General features: G+C 72.1%; 21 protein-coding genes. 13 read left to right on the plus strand and 8 right to left on the minus strand.

What is annotated here, in order from left to right; all coding sequences use genetic code 11:
• Positions 1-2121 (plus strand): Ig-like domain-containing protein (locus ABZE72_RS07815; RefSeq protein ID WP_372728450.1); only part of this gene is annotated, 2121 nt, incomplete at its 5' end.
• A gap of 36 nt (positions 2122-2157) precedes the next feature.
• Here ABZE72_RS07815 and ABZE72_RS07820 read toward each other — a convergent pair.
• From ABZE72_RS07820 to lipB, 3 genes are all read right to left on the minus strand, one after another.
• Positions 2158-3162, minus strand: coding sequence for a hypothetical protein (locus tag ABZE72_RS07820; protein ID WP_372728451.1), 1005 nt, complete (start codon positions 3160-3162; stop codon positions 2158-2160).
• A complete protein-coding gene (locus ABZE72_RS07825) occupies positions 3159-4082 on the minus strand; it encodes an ABC transporter ATP-binding protein (RefSeq protein ID WP_372728452.1) in 924 nt (307 codons plus the stop codon). Before ABZE72_RS07825 ends, ABZE72_RS07820 begins: the two co-directional genes overlap by 4 nt.
• 150 nt (positions 4083-4232) lie before the next feature.
• Positions 4233-4964 (minus strand): lipoyl(octanoyl) transferase LipB, encoded by a 732-nt coding sequence (gene lipB, locus ABZE72_RS07830; protein WP_372728453.1) that lies wholly within the window; start codon positions 4962-4964, stop codon positions 4233-4235.
• A gap of 86 nt (positions 4965-5050) precedes the next feature.
• Between lipB and ABZE72_RS07835 the strand changes: the two genes are divergently transcribed.
• Positions 5051-5575, plus strand: a complete 525-nt coding sequence (locus tag ABZE72_RS07835; RefSeq protein ID WP_372728454.1) for a hypothetical protein — start codon at positions 5051-5053, stop codon at positions 5573-5575.
• Here ABZE72_RS07835 and ABZE72_RS07840 read toward each other — a convergent pair.
• The 3 genes from ABZE72_RS07840 to lpdA form a co-directional block, all read right to left on the minus strand.
• Positions 5566-6456, minus strand: a complete 891-nt coding sequence (locus tag ABZE72_RS07840) for a TIGR01777 family oxidoreductase (protein ID WP_372728455.1) — start codon at positions 6454-6456, stop codon at positions 5566-5568. The two genes, ABZE72_RS07835 and ABZE72_RS07840, sit on opposite strands and share 10 nt — an antisense overlap.
• A 158-nt stretch (positions 6457-6614) precedes the next feature.
• A complete protein-coding gene (sucB, locus tag ABZE72_RS07845) occupies positions 6615-8417 on the minus strand; it encodes a 2-oxoglutarate dehydrogenase, E2 component, dihydrolipoamide succinyltransferase (RefSeq protein ID WP_372728456.1) in 1803 nt (600 codons plus the stop codon).
• 41 nt (positions 8418-8458) lie between these two features.
• Positions 8459-9838 carry a dihydrolipoyl dehydrogenase gene (lpdA, locus tag ABZE72_RS07850; RefSeq protein WP_372728457.1) on the minus strand — a complete coding sequence of 460 codons (1380 nt, stop codon included), beginning with the start codon at positions 9836-9838 and terminating at the stop codon, positions 8459-8461.
• A 104-nt stretch (positions 9839-9942) separates the two neighbouring features.
• Here lpdA and ABZE72_RS07855 point away from each other — a divergent pair, with 104 nt between their 5' ends.
• Entirely contained in the window at positions 9943-10308 is a 366-nt protein-coding gene (locus tag ABZE72_RS07855) for a hypothetical protein (RefSeq protein ID WP_372728458.1), read from the plus strand.
• Here the strand turns inward: ABZE72_RS07855 and ABZE72_RS07860 are convergent, their stop codons facing one another.
• Positions 10309-11811 carry a leucyl aminopeptidase gene (locus ABZE72_RS07860; protein WP_372728459.1) on the minus strand — a complete coding sequence of 501 codons (1503 nt, stop codon included), beginning with the start codon at positions 11809-11811 and terminating at the stop codon, positions 10309-10311.
• 68 nt (positions 11812-11879) lie between these two features.
• Here ABZE72_RS07860 and gcvT point away from each other — a divergent pair, with 68 nt between their 5' ends.
• From gcvT to ABZE72_RS07910, 10 genes are all read left to right on the plus strand, one after another.
• A complete protein-coding gene (gcvT, locus tag ABZE72_RS07865; protein ID WP_372728460.1) occupies positions 11880-13013 on the plus strand; it encodes a glycine cleavage system aminomethyltransferase GcvT in 1134 nt (377 codons plus the stop codon).
• 3 nt (positions 13014-13016) lie between these two features.
• On the plus strand, positions 13017-13274 hold the full coding sequence (locus ABZE72_RS07870) for a hypothetical protein (RefSeq protein WP_372728461.1): 258 nt from the start codon (positions 13017-13019) through the stop codon (positions 13272-13274).
• Positions 13275-13298: 24 nt separating this feature from the next.
• Positions 13299-14096: an aminoglycoside adenylyltransferase domain-containing protein gene (locus ABZE72_RS07875; protein ID WP_372728462.1), complete on the plus strand. Its 798-nt coding sequence runs from the start codon at positions 13299-13301 to the stop codon at positions 14094-14096.
• Between the two features lie 51 nt (positions 14097-14147).
• Complete coding sequence (locus ABZE72_RS07880; RefSeq protein WP_372728463.1) at positions 14148-15512, plus strand: hypothetical protein; 1365 nt, start codon at positions 14148-14150, stop codon at positions 15510-15512.
• Between the two features lie 53 nt (positions 15513-15565).
• Positions 15566-16402, plus strand: a complete 837-nt coding sequence (locus ABZE72_RS07885) for a PhzF family phenazine biosynthesis protein (protein ID WP_372728464.1) — start codon at positions 15566-15568, stop codon at positions 16400-16402.
• 17 nt (positions 16403-16419) lie between these two features.
• On the plus strand, positions 16420-17229 hold the full coding sequence (locus ABZE72_RS07890) for a thymidylate synthase (protein WP_372728465.1): 810 nt from the start codon (positions 16420-16422) through the stop codon (positions 17227-17229).
• Entirely contained in the window at positions 17219-17746 is a 528-nt protein-coding gene (locus ABZE72_RS07895) for a dihydrofolate reductase (RefSeq protein ID WP_372728466.1), read from the plus strand. The genes ABZE72_RS07890 and ABZE72_RS07895 overlap by 11 nt, the downstream gene beginning before the upstream one ends.
• 44 nt (positions 17747-17790) lie before the next feature.
• Positions 17791-18717, plus strand: a complete 927-nt coding sequence (locus ABZE72_RS07900; RefSeq protein WP_372728467.1) for an LLM class F420-dependent oxidoreductase — start codon at positions 17791-17793, stop codon at positions 18715-18717.
• 67 nt (positions 18718-18784) lie between these two features.
• Positions 18785-19684: a 4-hydroxy-tetrahydrodipicolinate synthase gene (gene dapA, locus ABZE72_RS07905; RefSeq protein WP_372728468.1), complete on the plus strand. Its 900-nt coding sequence runs from the start codon at positions 18785-18787 to the stop codon at positions 19682-19684.
• Between the two features lie 9 nt (positions 19685-19693).
• Positions 19694-21379 (plus strand): ribonuclease J, encoded by a 1686-nt coding sequence (locus ABZE72_RS07910; RefSeq protein WP_372728469.1) that lies wholly within the window; start codon positions 19694-19696, stop codon positions 21377-21379.
• A 1-nt stretch (position 21380) separates the two neighbouring features.
• Here the strand turns inward: ABZE72_RS07910 and ABZE72_RS07915 are convergent, their stop codons facing one another.
• The gene (locus ABZE72_RS07915) at positions 21381-22022 is read right to left on the minus strand and encodes a lysoplasmalogenase (protein ID WP_372728470.1); all 642 of its coding nucleotides are present in this window, start codon (positions 22020-22022) and stop codon (positions 21381-21383) included.
• Positions 22023-22100 lie beyond the last annotated feature (78 nt).

Raw genomic sequence — 22100 nt, forward strand, 5'->3', positions numbered from 1 at the left:
ACGCAGATCCGGACGCTGCGCGACGGCGCCCTCACCGTCACCGCGGTCCTCCACGACCGGGCCGGCAACGCCAGCGCTGCGCGCACCGCCACCGCGGTGAAGGACACCACCCTGCTCGCGCTGGTCGCCACCGCGCCCGACACCGCCCCCAGCGGCGCCGGCGGCACGGTCGAGGGGCTCACCAACAATGCGAGCCGGACCTCGGCCACCTTCAACGAGGCGATCACGCCGACCACGCACCCGGCGGAGACGCGCTCGACGATCACGGTCAAGAACCGGAACAACGTGACGGTGGCCGGGGTCGGCAGCGTCTCCGGCGAGACCATCACCTTCACGCCCAGCTCGCCGCTCTCCGACGCCGGCAGCCCCTACTCGGTCACCGTGCACGCCGTCGACGCCGCCCTCACCACCGAGAGCATCGACATCGCCTACACGTTCCGGGTCGACACCGTCGCACCCGCGGCGCCGGTGATCACCTCGGTGACCAACCCGGTCAACGCCTCGAACCAGAGCGCCGTCCAGGTCCGAGGAACCGCTGCCGAGGTGGGTCGTTCGGTACGCGTGACGATCGGTTCCCTCGTCGCCACGCCGACGGTCGCCGGTGACGGCACCTGGTCGACGTCGCTGGACCTCACCGACCTCCCGGACGGTACGACGAGCGTCTCCGCATCGCAGGCCGACGCGGCCGGCAACGCCAGTTCGGCCGGCACGGCCGAACTCGTCAAGGACACCGTCGCACCCGTCTTCGTGGCGGCGAGCCCCCGGGACGGCTCCGTCGTCCAGCCGCCCAGTTCGATCGAGGTGACGTTCTCCGAGCGCCTCGGCTCCGGCTCGGTCACCGTCGCCGGCGTCCCCGGCACGTCCGCCCGCAGCGGTGACGCCATCGTCTTCACCCCGACCGGTCCGATCCCGGACGGGACCTACACGGTGCAGACCTCGGTGACCGACGTGGCCGGCAACTCCGGCGGCCACGACACCACGTTCACGGTGGACGGCACCGGGCCGGCGATCGCCGACCTGGCCGCGACCGCCACCACCGCGGCTCAGCAGTCCTCGACCGTGTCCGGATCGACCGAGGCAGGTGCGTCCGTGGCGATCACGGCCACCGACGGCACCGACGAGGTCACCACGAGCGTCACCGCTGGTGACGACGGTGAGTTCTCGAAGGCCCTCGACCTGACCGGCCTGGCCGACGGCACGGTCACGGTGACCGCGCGGGCGACCGACACGGTCGGCAACCCGGGTCCGCAGGCGTCGACGACGGCGCCTCGGGACGCCACGGCGCCCACGGTCGGGGAGCTCACGGCCACCGACAGCACGCTGGCCGCGCCGACCAGCACGGTCACCGGCGTCCGGTCGGAGTCCTCCTCGGTGGCAGTCTCCGCCACCGACGGTGAGGCCACGGTCCGCGCCGCGGTGCCCGCCGGCACCGGCGAGTTCTCGGTCGACCTGGACCTGTCCTCGCTGGAGACCGGCACGATCACCGTCGAGGCCGTCGCCACCGACGGCTCCGGCAACACCGGCCCGGCCGCGACGACGACCACGACCCGCGATGCGACCGTCCCGGGCTCTACCACCACGCTGGACCCGACCCCGCGTCGGATCCTGCACGGTGAATCGCTGGTCCTGTCCGGCACGGTCACCCGCGTCGAGGACTCCGAGCCCTACGGCGACGTCCACCTCACGGCGTACGACGAGCGGGGCCGGGTGATCGACCTGGGTGACGTCCAGCCCGACGACTCCGGTGCGTTCTCGCTCCGGATCACCCCGGACCACAACGCGACCTACGCCGCCTCCTACGCCGGTGACGCCCTGGCGGCCGAGTCGACCAGTCGGCCGCAGGCCACCAAGGTCTCGGTCCGGATCACGGCGAAGAGCGTGCAGAAGAAGCGGAAGGTCAGGGTGAAGGGGTCCGTCTCGCCCGACAAGGCGGGGGAGAAGGTCCGACTCCACCTCAAGCGCGGACGCTACCGCACGATCGCGACCACGAAGGTGCGGGCGAACGGGTCCTACGCGTTCCGGGTCGAGCTGCCCCGGGTCAAGAGCCGGCTCCGCGTCGTGATGGCGGCGACCGACGGCAACGCGGGCGGCGCCACCCGACTGGTGGTCCGCCGACGCTGACGTCCTCGAACGGCGGGCGTCGCTGGTGGCGTTCGGTCAGGGCACGTCCCGGCGACCGAACGACAGCAGCGACAGCCCGCCTGCGGCGAGCAGCAGGACGCCGAAGTACGTCGCGCCGTCACCGGTCGTGATCGTGGTCGGGCAGCCGCCGTCGTACCGCGTCTCGTCGTCCCCCTCGACCGGGCAGGGGTGGTCGTAGTCGTAGGACTCGATGCCGCCGAGAACCACGGCCGCGTAGTTGTTCTGCGGCATCAGCCGGTCGCTGCTCTGGAAGGCCAGCACGGACAGCAGCAGTGGTGCGGCGATCGAGACCGCGAACAGGATGCCCAGGGTGGCGACCGTGCTCCGGAAGAGCATGGTGAGTGCGTAGCCACCGAGCCCGGCGAACGCTGCCAGGAGGGCGGCTCGCAGCGTCTGCCGGAACCCGTCGGCGACCGCTCCGTCCGGGACGGCGATCCCGCGCTGCTCGCTCAGCAGCCACAGCCCGGTCCAGTGGGCGACCAGGACGACGCCGGCCAGCGTCAGCCCGGCCAGGAAGACCACCGCGCCCTTGGCGGCCCAGACCCGCAGCCGGCGGGGCTCGAAGAGCAGCTGGTTGCTCATCGAGCCGCTGTTCCAGTCGTGGCCGACGAACGTGGTGCCCATCAGCAGGACCAGCATCGTCAGCACGACGGCGATCGCGATGCCGGACCCCTCGTCGTGCTCCACGGCGAGGTCGAGCGGCACCCGGGGCAGGAACCACTCGGCGCGCGGCAGGATCTGCTGCTCGCACGCGGCGGCGAGCTCGTCCCCGCTGTCGGTCAGGCCGTAGTTCTCCGGCTTCGCCTCGCAGCGCCGGAGCTCACGGGCGACGTACGGTGCGTTCCGCTCACGCTCGACCTGTTCCTGGGCGTAGCGGAGCTCGCTGTCCGAGACCGGACGGGTGTTCCAGGCGGTGGCCGCGAAGATCAGCGCCGGGACCAGGAGGGCGGCGCAGGTCAGCAGCAGGACCGCCCGACGCCAGCGCAGGCGCAACAGCTCGACCGTCACCAGGTGCTTCATCGGTCGGCTCCCAGCGTGTCGGCAGCGGTCAGCTGCAGGAAGACGGTCTCCAGGTCGGGGCGGAGCGACGTCAGCGCGTGCAGCCAGATCCCGGCCTCGCCCAGGGTGCGGGTGATCTCGGAGGGGTGCTCGCTCTCCACCCGCAGCGCACCCGGAGGCTCCGGCTCCACCGCGAACCCGGCCGCGGCCAGGGCCCGTGCGGCGGCCTCGAGGTCGGCGACCTCGACGCGGTACGTCGTACCGGAGCCGAGCAGGTCGTCGACCCGGCCGCTGGCGAGCATCCGGCCGTTGCCGATGATCGTCGCCGAGTCGCAGACCTGCTGCACCTCGGCGAGGATGTGCGAGCTCAACAGGACCGTCACGCCGGTCGCGCCGAGGTGGCGGACGGTCTCCCGGATCTCCCGGATGCCGGCCGGGTCGAGCCCGTTGGTGGGCTCGTCGAGGATCAGCAGATCGGGCTCCTTGAGCAGGGTGGCCGCGATCGCGAGCCGCTGCTTCATGCCGAGCGAGTAGGACTTGTAGCGCTCCCGGTCCCGGCCGGTGAGACTCACCGTCTCCACGGCGGCGTCGACCCGGGACTCGGGCGCCCCGATCGAGCGGGCGAGCAGGAGCAGGTTCTGCCGTCCGGTGAAGTGGGGGGAGAACTTCGGCGACTCCACGACGGCGCCGACCCGGTCCACCACCGTCGGCAGCAGCCGCGGCACCGGCTGGCCGAAGAGGCGCATCGACCCGGCCGAGGCCCGGGCCAGGCCGAGCAGCATCCGGATCGTGGTGGTCTTGCCGGAGCCGTTCGGGCCCAGGAAGCCGTGCACACCACCGGCCGGTACGGCGAGGTCGAGGTCCTCCACGGCGACGCGGAGCCCGCGCCGGGACCGGAACTCCTTGCGCAGGCCGGTCGTCTCGATGACGAGCTCACTCACGGGGGGTCACTACCTGTCTCTCGGGGGAGCGAGCCGGGCAGTGGCCGCCACCTGAGGGACGATGGTGGCACCGAAAAGGTTGCATGGCAGGCGGACCTGCCGTGCGTGGGCCGGCTGGACTGGGCCGGCTGGACTGGTCCGGTCGTCGCCTCAGCGGGTGGGCGTGATCAGCTCGATGCGCGGCGTACGTCCCGGCTCCGGGCGGGCGTCGTAGTCCGGCGTGGGGTCGTAGGGGCCCCAGGCCAGGTAGTGGCGCAGGTGCCGCTCGATGCTGGGCAGCAGCTCGGTGACCGGCACGTCGCGCCCGAGCTCGCGGCTCAGCGAGGTCACCCCGGCGTCGGCGATGCCGCAGGGGACGAACCGGTCGTACCAGGCCAGGTCGACGTCGCAGTTGATCGCGAAGCCGTGCATGGTCACGCCGCGGCTGACCCGGATCCCGATGGCGGCGATCTTCCGCTCCGGTCCCCGGTCGTCGGCACGCAACCACACGCCACTGCGACCCGGCACCCGAGCCGTGGTGACCCCGAAGTCCGCACAGACCGCGATCAGCGCCTCCTCGACGCGGCGGACGTAGTCGACCACCTTGACGTGGTCGGGCAGCTCGACGATCGGGTAGCCGACCAGCTGGCCGGGGCCGTGGAAGGTGATCTTGCCGCCACGGTCGACGTCGATCACCTGGGCGCCGCCGGGGTCGAGCGGGCGCTCGTCGGGGGTGGTGCGCTTGCCGGCGGTGAAGACCGGCGGGTGCTCCAGGAGCAGCACGGTGGGTGGCTGGGTGCCGGCGACGACGGCCGCGTGCACCTCGCGCTGCAGATCCCAGGCGGCCAGGTAGTCGACGGCCTCGTCGCCGAGGCCGGCGGTCCGGAAGGTCAGCTCACTCACGGTCCCGACCCTACTCCGAGCCGGTCCGCCACCCGCACCTGTGGAGGGCCGAGGCAGGGCCCCGGTCATCGGCGTAGGAAGGCCGGATGAGGATGCGACGGCTGCTGACCCTGTCCCTGCTGGTGACCGCGTTGGCAGTGGGCCTGGGCGTGCTGGTCACCTCGCCGGTCCCGGAGCCGGTTGCCTCGACGCGCGGTCCGACGCTCTCGCCGGCCGAGAGCCCGCCCGGGCGTGCGCCGTACGCCGTGGCGGTGCTGCATGCCTGGGACGTACGGCGGGCCCGGGCGTGGCAGGCGGCGGACCCGGCAGCACTGCGGCGGCTCTACGTTCCGGGCTCCACGGCGGGGGAGCGCGACGTACGGATGCTGGCGGCGTGGCGGTCCCGAGGGCTGCGGGTGCAGCAGCTGCGCACCCAGCTGGTGGCGGTGCGGGTCCGGGCGGCCAGGGCACGGCGGCTCGTGCTCGTCGTCACCGACCGGGTCGTCGGCGAGGCGGTCAGCAGCGGGGGAGTGCGCACGGCGCTGCCCCGCGACCGGGCGTCGACCCGGGTGGTGTCGCTGCGGCTGGTCGCCGGCCGGTGGCGGGTGGCGTCGGTGCGGACTCAGCGCTGAGCTGCGCGCAGGATCGCGCGGACGCCCTCGTCGCGGAACTCGTAGCCCGCGTCGAGCAGGGCGGCCGGTACGGCGTTCAGCGAACCGAGGAGCTCGGGAGCCATCTCGCCCCCGGCCACCTTGAGCAGCGCCTTGGGTACCGGCACGAGCGCCTTGCGGTGGGTGGCCTCGGCCAGTGCCTGGGTGAACTCGGCGTTGGTCGGTGTCCGCGGGCAGCAGAGGTTGAACGGGCCCTGGGCCGTCGGGTGTTCGGCCAGGTGGGCGACCGCCCCGACCCAGTCGCGCAGCGAGATCATCGGCATGTACTGCTGTCCGTCGCCGAGCTTGGCGCCCAGGCCCAGCTTGAAGACGATCCAGAGCTGCTTGAGCGGGGCGCTGCGCCGGTCCATCACCGGCGCGGTGCGCAGCACACAGACCCGGGCGCCGGCGTGACTGGCGGGGGCGGTCGCCGCCTGCCACTCCCGGGTGACCTCGGTGAGCAGAGCAGTCCCGCGACTGTCGGACGCCTCGGTCAGCGGCTCGTCGCCGTGGTCGCCGTACCAGGAGATGCCGTTGCCGGCCACGAACGCCGGGGGGTTCGGGCAGGCGGCGATCGCTTCGGCGAGCACCTGGGTCGTGCGGACCCGGCTCTCCCGCAGCTCGCGGGCCCACTTCTTCGAGTGCGGGTTGCCGGCGGTCGGGCTCCCGGCCAGGTTGATCACGACGTCCGCGTTCGCGATCACCTCCGGGTCGTAGGTGCCGGCGTACGGGTCCCAGGTGGACTCGTCGGGCGCGGAGGTGGGACGTCGTACCAGGGCTCGGACGGCGTGGCCGCGGGAGACGAGCTCGTCGGTGAGGTGGGTGCCGAGAAACCCGGACGCGCCGGCGATGACGATCTGCATGCCCTTCACCCTGCCATGCCCACCCACGTCACCTGCCACTTGTGGTTGCCCAGGAGCCGCTCACCTGCCAGTTGTGGTTGATAAATGACGCTGACCTGCCACTTCTGGTTAACCAGAAGTGGCAGGTCAGCGGTGTTGAAGCAACCAGAAGTGGCAGGTCAGATCTCGAACTGGGCTGCTTCGAGCCGTTCCTTGACCTCGGAGAGGAAGCGGGCCGCGTCCGCGCCGTCGACCAGGCGGTGGTCGTAGGTCAGCGCGAGGAAGACCATCTGGCGTACGGCGATCGTCTCGCCCAGGTTCGGGTCGTCGATCACGACCGGACGCTTCACGATCGCACCGGTGCCCAGGATGGCGACCTGGGGCTGGTTGATGATCGGGGTGTCGAAGAGCGCGCCCCGGCTGCCGGTGTTGGTCAGCGTGAAGGTGCCGCCCGACAACTCGTCCGGCGTGATCTTGTTGCTGCGGGTCCGCTCGGCCACGTCGGCGATCTTGCGGGCCAGCCCGGCGATCGACAGGTCGCCCGCGTCCTTGATGACCGGGGTCAGCAGGCCACGCTCGGTGTCCACGGCGATCGCGAGGTTCTCGCGGTCGTAGTAGGTGACCTCGCCCTTCTCGGTGTCGATCGCGGCGTTCAGCGACGGGTGCTGCTTGAGCGCGTCGATGGCGGCCTTGGCGAAGAACGGCATGAACGAGAGCTTCACGCCCTCGCGCTCGGCGAAGTCGGCCTTGGCCGCGTCGCGCATCCGGGAGATCCCGGTGACGTCGACCTCGAGGACCGTGGTCAGCTGGGCGCTGGTCTGCAGCGACTCGACCATTCGCTTCGCGATCACCTTGCGCAGGCGCGAGAGCGGCTCGGTCTTGCCACGCAGCGGCGAGGGCGAGACCGGAGCCGGCGAGCCGGAGCCCGACGGGGTAGCCGAACCGGACGACGCGGGCGCCGAAGCGGCCGGAGCCTCCTGCTTCGACTCCTTGCCGGCGGCAGCGGCCTCCAGGACGTCCTGCTTGCGGATCCGGCCACCGACGCCGGAGCCGGTCACGGTGGACAGGTCGACGCCGTGCTGGGAGGCGAGCTTGCGCACCAGCGGGGTGACGTACGTCGAGGCGTCGCCGCGACCGTCGGTCGGCTCGTCGGACTGCTCGGACTTCTCGGGCGCCTTCTCCTCGGCGGCAGGCGCCTGCGGCGTCGGCTCCGGGGCCTTCTTCTCGGCCGGCTTCGTCTCCTCGGCGGGCGTCGGCTCCGGTTCCGGCTCCGGCTCGGGAGCCTTCTCCTCGGCCTGCGGCTTCGCCTCGGGCTCGGCCTGGGCGGGAGCGCCCTCGCCGGAGCCGATGATGGCCAGCTCGGCACCGACCTCGACGGTCTCGTCCTCCTCGGCCTTGATCTCGAGCAGGGTGCCCGCGACCGGGGAGGGGATCTCGGTGTCGACCTTGTCGGTGGAGACCTCCAGCAGCGGCTCGTCGACCGCGACCTCGTCGCCGACCTGCTTGAGCCAGCGGGTGACCGTGCCCTCGGTGACGGACTCACCCAACGCGGGCAGCGTGACGGACGTGCTGTCCCCACCGCCGCCGGACGACTTCGCGGCAGGCTTCTCCTCGGCCGGCTCGGGCTCGGGCTCGGCGTCGGCCTTCGGCTCCGGCTCGGGCTCCGGCTCTGCCTCGGCCGGCGCCTCGTCAGCGCTGTCGTCACCGGTCTCCGCGGAGGACTCGCCGCCGCCGGCGGACTCACCCTCCTCGCCGATCACGGCGAGGACGGCGCCGACCTCGACCGTGTCGTCCTCGTTCGCCTTGATCTCGAGCAGGGTGCCCGCGACCGGGGAGGGGATCTCGGTGTCGACCTTGTCGGTGGACACCTCCAGCAGGGGTTCGTCGACCGCTACCGAGTCGCCGACCTGCTTGAGCCAGCGGGTGACGGTGCCTTCGGTGACGGACTCGCCGAGTGCCGGGAGGTTGACTTCGGTGGCCATGGAGTTCCTTCGCTCGCGTCTGCGGAATCGGGGGTCGTGGATCAGGAGTGGGCGTGCAGGGGCTTGCCGGCGAGGGCCAGGTGGGCCTCGCCGAGTGCTTCGTTCTGCGTCGGGTGTGCGTGGATGAGAGGTGCCACGTCCTCGGCGTACCCCTCCCAGTTGTAGATCAACTGTGCTTCGCCGATGAGCTCGCCGACGCGGTCGCCGACCAGGTGGATGCCGACGACGGGGCCGTCCTTCTCGCGGACCAGCTTCACGAAACCCTGGGTCTTGAGGATCTGGCTCTTGCCGTTGCCGCCGAGGTCGTAGGTGACGCTCTCGATGTTGTCGGCGCCGAACTTCTCGGCCGCGGCGGACTCGTTCAGGCCGACCGAGGCGATCTCGGGGTGCGAGTAGGTGACGCGCGGGATCCCGGACTCGTCGATCGGCTGCGGCTCGAGGCCGGCGAGCTCCTCGGCGACGAAGATGCCCTGGGCGAACCCACGGTGCGCCAGCTGCAGGCCGGGCACGATGTCGCCGACGGCATACACGCCCTCGACGTTGGTCCGGCAGCGCTCGTCGGCGATCACGAAGCCGCGGTCCATGGTGATGCTCTGCTCGTCGTAGCCGAGGCCGTCGGTGCTGGGGCCACGGCCCACCGCCACCAGCAGCAGCTCGGCCTCGATGACGTCGCCGCCCTCGACGGTCACGGCGACGCCGGAGTCGGTGACCTTGACGCTCTGGAAGGGCGTGCCGGTCCGAAAGTTGATCTTGCGCTTGCGGAAGGCCCGCTCGAGGGCCTTCGAGGACGCCTCGTCCTCGACCGCCACCAGCCGGGGGAGTGCCTCGAGGATGGTGACCTCGGCGCCGAAGCTCTTCCAGACGCTGGCGAACTCGCAGCCGATCACGCCGCCGCCGAGCACGATCACCGACGCGGGCACCCGGTCCAGGCGCAACGCCTGGTCGGAGGTGATCACGCGCTCGCCGTCGATGTCGAGGCCGGGCAGCGAGCGGGCGTAGGACCCGGAGGCGAGGACGACGTTCTTCGCGGTGTACGCCGTGCCGTCGACGGTGACCTCGCGGGGGCCGGTCAACCGACCCTCGCCCTCGATCACGGTGATGCCACGGGACTTCACCAGACCGCTGAGCCCCTTGAAGAGGCGGGCGACCACGCCGTCCTTGTAGCTGTTCACGCCGGCCATGTCGATGCCGTCGAAGCTGGCCCTGACCCCGAACTGCTCGGACTCGCGCGCGGAGTCGGCGACCTCGGCCGCGTGCAGCAGGGCCTTGGTCGGGACACAGCCGATGTGCAGGCAGGTGCCGCCGAGCTTGTCCTTCTCGACGAGGCCGACCTTCAGGCCCAGCTGGGCTGCTCGCAGGGCGCAGGCGTAGCCGCCCGAACCTGCACCGAGGATGAGTACGTCGTAGTCCGCGTCGGCCACGCTGGTCCTTTGCACGATGGTGGGGTCAGTGATGTGGGCCCCATCTTTGCACTTCTTGCGAGCCTGTCCACACCGGGTTGCGAGCGACCGGGCAGACTGGGGCCATGGGTTTGCTGGACCGCTTCCGCCGAGGCTCGCGACCGCGCATGCGCCGTCCCGCCAAGGACGCCGCGCGCACGGGCTCGACGACTGTGCGTGCCTCCAACCGTGCCGACGAGCAGTACCTGCACGGCTTCGTCGAGGAGCGTCGAGGGGTGGAGGGGTTCGTGGAGCCCCGGACCGCGGTCAGTGACGTGACCCTGCTGCTGGTCGCGCACGACGGCGAGTGGACCCGTCGCCGGGTGCCCTCGGTGGAGTGGGCGCACAAGTTCTGCAACAGCCACCAGGTGCCGTCCTACGACGCCGCCGTGGTGGGCATCCCGCAACGGATGCGGGACTACATCCGCCGCCAGAAGCAGCGCGGGATCTGATCAGTCCTCGGCCAGCGCCCGGGCGAAGTCGACCAGCGTCGCCACGCCGAAGCCGGTCCCGCCGGAGGTGACGTGGCCCGAGGCGCCCCCGCCGTTGAAGGCGGGGCCGGCGATGTCGAGGTGGGCCCAGGGCAGCTCCGCGGTGAACTCCCGCAGGAACGCGCCCGCGAACAGGCCGCCGCCCCAGCGCACCCAGTCGCTCTGGGTCAGGTCGGCGATCTTGCTGCTGGTGACCCGCTCGCGCATCTCCTCGGGCAGCGGCATCGGCCAGTGCGCCTCCCCGGAGACCTCGGCGGCCGCCACGACCCGGTCGACGACCTCGTCGACGCCCAGCACGCCGGCCATCTTCTCGCCGAGCGCGACGACCATGGCGCCGGTCAGGGTGGCGACGTCCAGCAGCACGTCGGGCTTCTGCTCGGTGGCGCGCACGATCGCGTCGGCCAGCACGAGCCGGCCCTCGGCGTCGGTGTTGGTGATCTCGACGGTCGTGCCGCCGTACATGGTCAGCACGTCGCCGGGCCGGGTGGCGTTGCCGGAGAGCATGTTCTCGGCCATCGGCGCGAACGCGCTGACCTTGATCGGCAGGCCCAGCGCGGCGATCGCGAACGTGGCCTGCACGATCGCGGCGGCGCCGGCCATGTCGGACTTCATCTCCTGCATGCCCTGGGCCGGTTTGATGGTCAGGCCGCCGGAGTCGAAGGTGATGCCCTTGCCCACCAGGGCGAGGTGCTTGACGGCGCCCTTGGGTGCGTAGGTGATCTCGACCAGCCGCGGCGGTGCCGAGGAGCCGGCGCCCACGCCGAGGATGCCGCCGCAACCCAGCTCGGCCAGCGCGGCCTCGTCGTGCACCTTGATCGCGAGCTTCGGCGCGCCCCGGCCCTTGGTGAGCTCCTTGCCGGCCGCAGCCACGGCGTCGGCGAAGAGCGGCGGGGTCAGGTCCCGCGGGGGAGTGTTCACCCAGTCCCGGGTCGCGGCCACCGCGCGGTTGACGATGCGCGCCTGCTCGAAGGCCTGCTCGGCCTCCTTCTTGCGGGCCACCGGGCTGAGCACCACGACGTCCGTGGGGGTGGTCGCCGAGGCGTCCTGCTTCTTGTACGCCGTGTACGTGTAGCCGCCGAGCTCGTAGCCCTCGATCACGGCGCGGATCAGCTCGTGGGTGTCGGCGGGCAGCGCCACCGTCACGGAGGCGGCGTTGCTGATCGAGCGGGCAGCGACACCGGCGGCGCGTCGTACGGCGTTCGCGTCGGCGACCTTGCCCAGCCCGACCAGGAGCAGCAGCGAGGTGCCGACCACGCCCGAGGTCGGCACCTTGACGACCTCGCCCGCCTTCCCGGTGACGCCCAGTTGGGCGAGCAGCGGGGCGAGCTTGCGACCGTAGGCCTGGGCGATGTCCTCGGCGCCCGGAGCGAGCTCGGGGCCCTGGGAGCCCTTGACGACACCCACGACGACGAGATCGGCACGGGACTTGGCGGGACTGGAGCTGCGGAGTGTGTACGAGGTCACCGAGGCAGGATAGCCAGACGGGCGATCGGTCCCGGGCGGCGAGGGGGCGCTGGGGTAGGTTCGCGGCCATGGCTGACCACCCCACCGACAACGCCTCCCTGAAGCGCTCCCCGCTGCACGACCGACACGCGGCTCTCGGCGCCAAGTTCGCCGAGTTCGGAGGCTGGTCGATGCCCCTGGAGTACGCCTCCGGCGTGGTCAAGGAGCACACCGCGATCCGCGAGGCCGTCGGCATCTTCGACGTCTCGCACCTCGGCAAGGCGATGGTGAAGGGCCCCGGCGCCGCGGCGTACGTCAACGCTACGCTGAGCAACGACCTCGGCAAGATCAGCCACGGCCAGGCGCAGTACACGCTGTGCTGCGACGACGAGACCGGCGGCATCGTCGACGACCTGATCGCCTACCTGCACGACGACGAGCACGTCCTGCTCGTGCCGAACGCCGCGAACACCGCCGAGGTCGTGCGTCGGCTCGCAGCCTCTGCTCCCGAGGGCGTCACGGTCGTGGACCGCCACGACGACTTCGCCGTGCTGGCGGTGCAGGGCACGAAGTCCGACGAGGTGCTCGCGGCCGTCGGGCTGCCGGTGGGGCACGACTACATGTCCTTCGTGGAGGCGGAGTTCGGCGAGGGCTCCGGCAACGGGGTGGTGGTGTGCCGCACCGGTTACACCGGTGAGCGCGGCTACGAGCTGATCGCGGCCAACGACATCGCCGGCGACCTTTGGGACGCGCTGATGGCGGCCGGCGAGCAGTTCGGCCTGCTGGCCTGCGGGCTGGGTGCCCGCGACACCCTGCGGACCGAGATGGGCTACCCGCTGCACGGACAGGACATCACGCTGGACGTGACCCCCAACCAGGCCCGGCTCGGCTGGGCGGTGGGCTGGAAGAAGGAGAGCTTCTGGGGTCGCGACGCGCTGCTGGCGGAGAAGGCGGCCGGCCCGGCCCGGGTGCTGCGTGGCCTGCTCGCCACCGGTCGGGGCATCCCGCGACCGGGGATGAACGTCAGCCTCACCCCCGACGTCCTGCTCTGCGAGGTCACCTCGGGCACCTTCTCGCCGACCCTGCGCAAGGGGATCGGGATGGCGCTCGTGCCGTCGTTCGTGGACGCGGACGCCGAGGTCGGCGTGGACGTGCGCGGCCGCCGCGAGGTCTTCCAGCTGACCAAGCCCCCCTTCGTCGACCCGTCCGTACGTGAGGCGTGATCCATGAACCTTCCTGAGCAGCCCCCGACCTTCCGTCAGCCGACCGAGGCCGAACGGCCATGGTGGTGGCGGATCGAGGACGCCGCCGGCGCCGAGGTCGAGGTGCCGGCCGAGTTCGCCGGTCAGCGGTTCGCCAACCAGGCCGACGCCGAGTCGTGGGTGGGCGAGATCTGGTCCGACCTCGCGGCCGCCGGCGCCGACGCCGTGACCCTGTTCGAGCTGGATCGCCTCGTCTACGGACCGATGTCCCTGCACGCATGACCCTGTACGCATGACCCAGTACGCATGACCCTGCCGGCTGCCGTCGAGGCGGTCTGCCGGACGTTCCTCGCCGAGGCACCACCCGGTCTGGTCACCGGGCTCCACCTGCGTGGCGGCGTCGCATTCGGGGAGTGGGTCCCCGGCGGGAGCGACATCGACTTCGTCGCGACGCTGGCGCACCGGCCCTCGGGTGAGGAGGTCGAGGCGCTGCGGGCGGCCCACGAGCGCGTCGCCCTCGCGCACCCGGACCACCCGTTCGACGGACCCCATCTGCTGGTCGAGGACCTGACCCGCGACCCGGCGCTCTGCCCGGATGTCCCGAGCGTGATGCACCACCACTTCGAGGACGAGGCACCCGTCGGCGACGCGATGGTGGCCTGGCACGAGCTCGCCCGGCACGGCATCACGGTCCTGGGCACCCCGCACACCGAGCTGGGCATCTGGACCTCCCAGCCGGCGCTGCTCGAGTTCACCCGCGCCAACCTGGACACCTACTGGCGGAGCACCGCCGAGGCCCTCGCGGCGATGCCGCAGGAGGGAGCGAGCGAGGAGGCCTGCTGCTGGTGCGTCCTCGGCGTCGCCCGCCTGCACCACCTGCTCGTGACCGGCGAGATGACCACGAAGTCCGCCGCGGGGCGCTGGGGGCTGACCCACTACCCCGAGCGCTTTCACCGGGTGCTGGGCGAGGCGCTGCGGATCCGGGACGGCATCCGGGTGGGCGCGGGCTCCGAATCACCGGTCGAGTACCCCGCCGCGGAGCGCGGACAAGACACCGCCGACTTCACGGCGTACGTCGTGGCGGAGGGCGTCGCCTCGCCCTGAACACCGGGCAGGGTCGCCCTCGGCGCGGGTACGTTCGACCAGGGAGGACCGATGCGCGAGGACGGCGACTTCGACGCCTACCTGGCCGCGCGCTGGCGGACCCTGGTGCAGTCCCTGGTCGAGCGTGGCTGCTCGGTGCCGGAGGCGGAGCGGATCGCGCTCGAGGCCCTGGTGCGCCTGCGCCCGCGGTGGCGGACGGTCCGTGCGGCCGGCGACGTCGACGCCGCGGTCCACCACGAGCTCGACGCCGGGGTGGAGCGTCGGCGACGAGCCCGCCGTCGGCGGCGGGTCGCGGAGGCAACGCCCGGCGCGGCGCCGGGCGGGCACCTCCCACCACAACTGGCAGGTCAGGTGCCTCCGACGCCGCAGGCGATCGCCCGCGAGGTGCGCGCGCGTCGGCGCCGCGCCCGGCGTACGGCGACCGCGGTCACCGTTGCCCTGCTGCTGGTCGCAGGCCTGACCGGCTGGCTGCTGGCACGCGACACGACGGGTGCTCGCCAGTTGGCCCGCGCTCCCACGTCCGCCGGGATCAACCCGGCGCCGGTCGCCTGGTACGCCAACGGGTCCCTGCACCTGGACCGGGTGGTGATCGAACTGCCGCCGATGCGCGACCTGGCGCTGGTCTCCGGCGGCGCGGTCTACGTGGATGCCGACGACACCGTGGTCCTCGTCGACGTGCTCGGTCGGCGGACTCGGCTGGGCAGCACGGATCCCGACTCCCGGGTCGGGGTCTCGACCGATCGCCGTCGACTCTTCTTCCTCGATGCGCGCTCCGCGGAGCTGGTCTCCCTCGACGTCGCCACCCGTGAGGTCGAGGACCGGTGGGCGGTGGTCCCCGCCGAGGGGCCGCCCTCGGCGGAGACCACGCCGGCACTGCTGGCGGTCGACGGCGACCAGGTCTTCTACCGCGACGCGACCGGTACCCGAGCCTGGACGCCCGGAGAGCCGGACACCGCGCCGGTGGCTCCCCACCTGTTGGACGCGGCCGGCGGCGTGCGCGCGTTCGCCGACCCCGGCGAGCGGTCCGTCGTGTGGCTGGCACCCGGCGGGGGAGCGTCCCCCGTGCGCGTGATCGGGGCCGACGCCCAGCTCTCCGAGGACGGGCGACGCGTGCTGACCCGGGCGAAGGACGATCTCTCCGTCTTCGGCACGGTCCGGATCCACGATGTCCGCACCGGCCGACCGCTGCCCACCGGCCTCGGCTCGGACGACCGGGTGATCACCGCCCGGCTCGGGCCCCGCGACACCGTCACCTACCTGGTGGCACGAGCCCAGGACCAGCCCCGCCCGGGGTCCTTCGTCCGGCTCTCGTTCGCCGGCCCGTGGCAGCTGCGGACCTGCGCGATCGCGACCGGGCGCTGCACCGTGCGCGCCAAGATCCGCAGCAGCGGTCCGCCACCGCTGCTGGCGCCCTAGACAGCTGACCGGGCCGTGGCCGCGCGGCCGCGGCGGCCGCTACCGTCGCGGACATGCGCTTTCGACAGGTGGACGTCTTCTCCTCCGAGCCGCTGCTCGGCAACCCGGTGGCGGTCGTGCACGACGCCGACCACCTCAGCGACGACCAGATGGCGGCCTTCGCCCGCTGGACGAACCTCTCCGAGACCACGTTCCTGCTGACCCCGACCACCGACGAGGCCGACTACCGGCTGCGGATCTTCACCCCCGCCGGCGAGCTCCCGTTCGCCGGCCACCCCACCCTGGGCAGCGCCCACGCCTGGCTCGAGGAGGGCGGCCGGCCGGCCGCCGACGACGTCGTGGTCCAGGAGTGCGGGGCCGGGCTCGTCCGGGTGCGCCGCGGCCAACGGCTGGCCTTCGCCGGGCCGCCGCTGATCCGCTCCGGCCCCGTCGAGGACGCCGACCGGGCTGCCATCTGCCGTGCGTTGCGGATCGGCGACGACGAGGTCGTCGACGCCGCCTGGGTGGACAACGGGCCGGGCTGGGTGGCGGTCCTGCTCGCCGACGCCGCGGCCGTGCTGGCCCTGCAACCCGACTTCGCCGCGTTCGGCAGCCTCGACATCGGCGTGGTGGGACCGCACCCGGCCGGTACGTCGGACGCCGACGTGGAGGTGCGCGGCTTCGTGCCCAACATGGGGATCGGTGAGGACCCGGTGACCGGCAGCCTCAACGCCGGCATCGCGGCCTGGCTGGCCGGGGACCGGCTGCCCACGTCGTACGTCGCGGCCCAGGGGGCAGCGCTGGGCCGGCGAGGCCGGGTCCACATCAGCGTCGAGGAGTCGGCGAGTGGCCCGGTGGTCTGGGTCGGCGGCGACGCGCTGACGACCATCGCCGGAGACGTCCGGATCTGAGCGGTAGTCTCGGCCGCGTGCAGGCCTACCACGAGCTCATCCAGCGGATCCTGGACGACGGCGTCGAGAAGGGTGACCGCACCGGCACCGGGACCCTCAGCGTGTTCGGCCACCAGATGCGCTTCGACCTGGCCGAGGGCTTCCCGCTGGTCACCACCAAGAAGGTGCACACCCGGTCGATCTTCGCCGAGCTGCTGTGGTTCCTGCGCGGCGACACCAACGTGAAGTGGCTGCAGGACCGTGGCGTCACGATCTGGGACGAGTGGGCCGACGAGAACGGCGACCTCGGGCCGGTCTACGGCCACCAGTGGCGCAGCTGGCCCACCCCCGACGGCCGCCACGTCGACCAGATCGCGCAGGTCGTCGAGCAGATCCGCCGCGACCCGGACTCGCGTCGGCACATCGTCTCGGCATGGAACGTCGCCGACATCCCGGAGATGGCGCTGGCCCCGTGCCACACGATGTTCCAGTTCTACGTCGCGCCCTCGGCCCAGGGTCCGGCGCGGTTGAGCTGCCAGCTCTACCAGCGCAGCGCGGACGTCTTCCTCGGCGTCCCCTTCAACATCGCCTCCTACGCGCTGCTCACCCACATGGTCGCCCAGGTCACCGGGCTCGCGGTCGGCGACTTCGTGCACACCTTCGGCGATGCCCACCTCTACCTGAACCACCTCGACCAGGCGCGGTTGCAGCTGACCCGTGAGCCGCGTCCGCTGCCGACGTTGCGACTGGACCCGTCGATCACCGAGCTCGACGCGTTCGACCTCGAGCACATCAGCGTCGAGGGCTACGACCCGCACCCCGGGATCAAGGCCCCCATTGCCGTCTGAGGCCGGGCCGGGCAAGCGGATCGTGATGGTCGCCGCGGTCGCCGAGAACGGCGTCATCGGCGCTGACGGCGACATCCCCTGGCGGATCCCCGAGGACTTCGCGCACTTCAAGCGGATCACGCTCGGCCACACCCTGGTGATGGGCCGGGCGACCTACGACTCGATCGGCAGGCCGCTGCCGGGGCGCACCACCGTGGTGCTGACCCGCGATCCGGACTGGCACGCCGACGGGGTACTGGTGGCCCACGACCTCGACTCCGCGCTGGCCCTGGCCGAGGACCTGCCCGGCGACATCGTGATCGCCGGCGGCTCGCACCTGTACGCCCAGGCGATGGCGCGCGCGCACGAGCAGGTCCTCACCGAGGTCCACCAGTCGCCCGAGGGGGACACCTACTACCCCGAGTTCGACCGCGCCGAGTGGGTCGAGGCGTCACGGACCGCGCACGAGGGTTACGACATCGTCCGTTGGCGCCGGGTCGACGCCGACGCCGACGCCGACGCCGACGCCGACGGCTGACCGGGTCCCGGCAGCGGCCTTGCCCGCGCTGGCAGGGTGAGGGCATGGAACTGCGCATCTTCACCGAGCCCCAGCAGGGCGCGACGTACGACGACCTCCTCGCGGTGGCCCGCCGGGCCGAGGAGCTCGGCTTCGGAGCGTTCTTCCGCTCCGACCACTACCTGGCGATGGGCACCGACGGGCTGCCCGGCCCGAGCGACGCCTGGGTGACGCTGGCTGGCCTGGCCCGCGACACCAGCACGATCCGGCTCGGCACGATGATGACCAGCGCCACGTTCCGGCTGCCCGGTCCGCTGGCCATCGCGGTGGCGAACGTCGACCAGATGAGCGGGGGGCGCGTCGAGCTCGGCATCGGGGCGGGCTGGTACGAGCAGGAGCACACGCAGTACGGCATCCCCTTCCCCTCGACCGGCGAGCGCTTCGACCGTTTCGAGGAGCAGCTCGCGGTCATCACCGGCCTGTGGGAGACCCCGAAGGGTGAGACGTTCAGTCACGGCGGCAAGCACTACCCGGTCACCGACTCCCCGGCGCTGCCGAAGCCGGTGCAGTCGCCGCGGCCGCCGGTGCTCATCGGCGGTCTGGGCAAGAAGCGGACGCCGGCGTTGGCCGCCCGGTACGCCGACGAGTTCAACCTGCCCTTCGTCGACGAGGAGACCACCCGCACCCAGTTCGCCCGGGTGCGCGAGGCCTGCGCCGCGATCGACCGCGACCCCGCGCAGCTGACCTGGTCGAACGCCCTTGTGCTGTGCGTCGGTGCCGACGAGGCCGAGGTGGAGCGACGCGCCCGGGCGATCGGCCGCGAGCCCGACGAGCTGCGGGCCAACGGACTCGCCGGCACGCCGCAGGAGGTCGTCGACAAGCTGGGCCGCTACGCCGAGCTGGGCTCGGAGCGCGCCTACCTCCAGGTCCTGGACCTGTCCGACCTCGACCACCTCGCGCTGGTGGCCGAGCAGGTCATGCCGCACGTGTGATCGCGGTGACGGCCGACCGCGGGGTCAGGTGCGGGGGGCACCCCGGCGACAGCGATAGCCTGTGCCCATGAGTTCCCTGCCTGCCGCGCCGTTCGGTCGCGTGCTGACTGCGATGGCCACCGCGTTCCACGAGGACGGCTCGGTGGATCTCGAGAGCACCGCCCGGATCGCCACCCACCTGGTCGACCACGGGCACGACGGCGTGGTCGTCTCCGGCACCACGGGGGAGTCGCCGACCACCTCGGTGGCCGAGGACGGCGAGATCCTGGCGGCCGTGAAGGACGCCGTCGGTGACCGCGCGAAGATCGTCGCAGGGGTCGGCACCAACGCCACCGCGCACTCGGTGGAGCTGGCCCGTCAGGCCGAGAAGATCGGCGCGGACGGGCTGCTGCTGGTCACGCCGTACTACAACAAGCCCGGCCAGGCCGGCGTGCTGCACCACTTCCGCCAGGTCGTCCAGGCCACCGACGTCCCGGTGATGCTCTACGACGTCCCCGGCCGCACCGGCACCGAGATCGCCCTGGAGACCTACCGGGCAGCGATCGAGTGGGACCCAGTGGTGGCGGTCAAGGACGCGGTGGGCGACTTCGCTCGCGGCGTCCGGCTGACCGAGATGGGGTACGCCGTCTACTCCGGGGACGACGTCGCCAACCTCGGCTGGCTGGCGCACGGCGGCTGCGGCTTCGTCTCGGTGGTCGGCCACGTCGCCGGCGACCAGCTGCGTGCGATGGCCGATGCGTTCTTCGCCGGCGACCACGCCACCGCGCTGGAGATCTACACCCGGCTGCTGCCGGCGATCGACGCGGTGATGGGGGCCGCCAACTACGGCGCCACCACCGCCAAGGCCGGCCTGGAGTTGCTCGAGGTCCTCGACAACCGTCGGGTCCGTTCGCCGCTGGTGGCGCTGGACGACGACGAGGTCGCCGCCCTCCGTGCGGGTCTGACAGCCGCGGGCCTGCTCGGGTAGGGCGTCCTCGTGTCGCACCCGCACCCCGAGCTCTCCGCGCCGGGCGACCTGCCCCCGGGCGGCCTGCGGGTCACCGCCTTGGGCGGGCTCGGCGAGGTCGGCCGCAACATGACCGTCTTCGAGTACGACGGCCGCCTGCTGATCGTCGACTGCGGCGTGCTGTTCCCCGAGGAGCACCAGCCGGGCGTCGACCTGATCCTGCCCGACTTCTCCTCGATCCGGGACCGGCTCGAGGACGTCGAGGCGCTGGTGCTGACCCACGGGCACGAGGACCACATCGGCGCCACGCCGTACCTGCTCCGCGAGCGCGGCGACATCCCGCTGGTGGGCTCCGAGCTGACCCTGGCACTGCTCGGCAGCAAGCTGCGCGAGCACCGGTTGCTCGAGACCGCCCACCACGTGGTCGCGGAGGGCGACCGGATCACCTTCGGACCCTTCGAGCTGGAGTTCGTGGCGGTCAACCACTCGATCCCCGACGCGCTGGCCGTGGCGATCCGCACCGGTGCCGGGCTGGTCCTGCACACCGGCGACTTCAAGATGGACCAGCTCCCGCTGGACGGTCGGATCACCGACCTGCGGGCCTTCGCCCGCCTGGGGGAGGAGGGGGTCGACCTTTTCCTCACCGACTCGACGAACGCCGAGGTGCCCGGCTTCACCACCTCCGAGAAGGAGATCGCCCCGGTCCTGGACCGGGTGTTCCGGGACTCCGAGAAGCGACTGATCGTGGCCTGCTTCGCCTCGCACGTGCACCGGGTCCAGCAGGTGCTCGACGCGGCGGTGGCGCACGGGCGCAAGGTCGCCTACGTCGGTCGGTCGATGGTGCGCAACATGGCGATCGCCCGCGACCTCGGTCACCTCACCGTGCCGCCCGGAGTGCTGGTGGACGCCAAGGAGCTGGCCGACCTGCCGGCCCACCAGCAGGTGCTGATCTCGACCGGTTCGCAGGGCGAGCCGATGAGTGCGCTGAGCCGGATCGCCCAGCGCAACCACCACTTCGTCCGGATCGAGGAGGGCGACACCGTGGTGCTCGCCTCGAGCCTGATCCCCGGCAACGAGAACGCCGTCTACCGGGTGATCAACGGGCTCGCCCGCTGGGGAGCGAACGTCGTGCACAAGGGCAACGCCCTGGTTCACGTCAGCGGGCACGCGAGCGCCGGTGAGCTCCTCTACTGCTACAACATCGTTCGGCCGCGCAACGTGATGCCGGTGCACGGCGAGATCCGGCACATGCTGGCCAACGCGGCGCTGGCGCGGGCGACCGGCGTCGAGAACGTCGTGCTGGCCGAGGACGGGGTGGTCGTCGACCTGGTCGACCGGGTCGCGCGTGTCGTCGGCAAGGTCGACTGCGGCTACGTCTTCGTCGACGGCGCCTCGGTGGGGGACGTCACCGAGTCCGACCTCAAGGACCGACGGATCCTGGGGGAGGAGGGGTTCGTCTCGATCATCGTCGTGATCGACTCGGTCAGCGGCACGATCGCCAGCGGCCCGGAGATCCACTCCCGCGGCAACGCGCTGGAGGACGAGCAGTTCGAGGAGATCAAGCAGCCGATCATCGACGCGCTGCTGCAGACGGTGGCCGAGGGCAACACCGACACCTACCAGCTGCAGCAGACGATCCGCCGGGTCGTCGGGCGGTGGGTCAGCAACACCCACCGGCGTCGACCGATGATCATCCCCGTGGTCATCGAGGCCTGACTCAGGCGACCGCGTCCAGCACGCCAAGGACGATCAGCGCCTGGCCGACGTGGTAGGTCACCATCACGGCGAGGTGACCCCAGCGCCGGGGACTGACGAACCGGTCGATCGACAGCGTCGCGTCGCTGACCACGAAGATCGTCGCGCCGAGCGCGACCAGCCCCAGGCCGGTGAACCACGCCGTGACCAGCATCGCGCCGATCACCAGTGTGTAGGTCGCCACCGGCGCCGAGAGCGTGATCCCGTCCAGCCGGTGGGTGGCGGGGACGACGTCCCGGGTGGCCACCACGGTCAGGGCCAGCACCGCGAGCACGACCCAGGACCAGCCGGGGGTCGACAGGCCGAGGGCCAGGAAGCAGGCCACGTAGGCCAGGTGGCCGACCAGGAAGAACCCGAGCCCGGTGCGGAACCGGGGAAGCGAGTCCGACAGCAGGGCGAGGTCGCCGAGCGCTCCGAAGGCCAGCGCGACCAGGAGCCACTGCCCGGCCCCGCTGTCCCCGGCGCCCAGGACCGCCGCCACCACGAGCAGGGCGAGGAGGGTCGCCGGCTTCGCCCAGGCCTCGGTCCGCCGGTCGTGGCGGCTCACCGCCCACCAGTCGATGGCGGCGAGCAGGGCGGGGGCGAGCCAGATCAGTGCGTGCACCGGGCCAGCATCGCAGGCAGACCCGGTCGGCGAAGGGCCCCGCCGGATCAGATCCGGCGGGGCCCTCAGCGTTCAGTG

It is taken from the genome of Nocardioides sp. (assembly GCF_041600255.1).
GTDB lineage: Bacteria > Actinomycetota > Actinomycetes > Propionibacteriales > Nocardioidaceae > Nocardioides.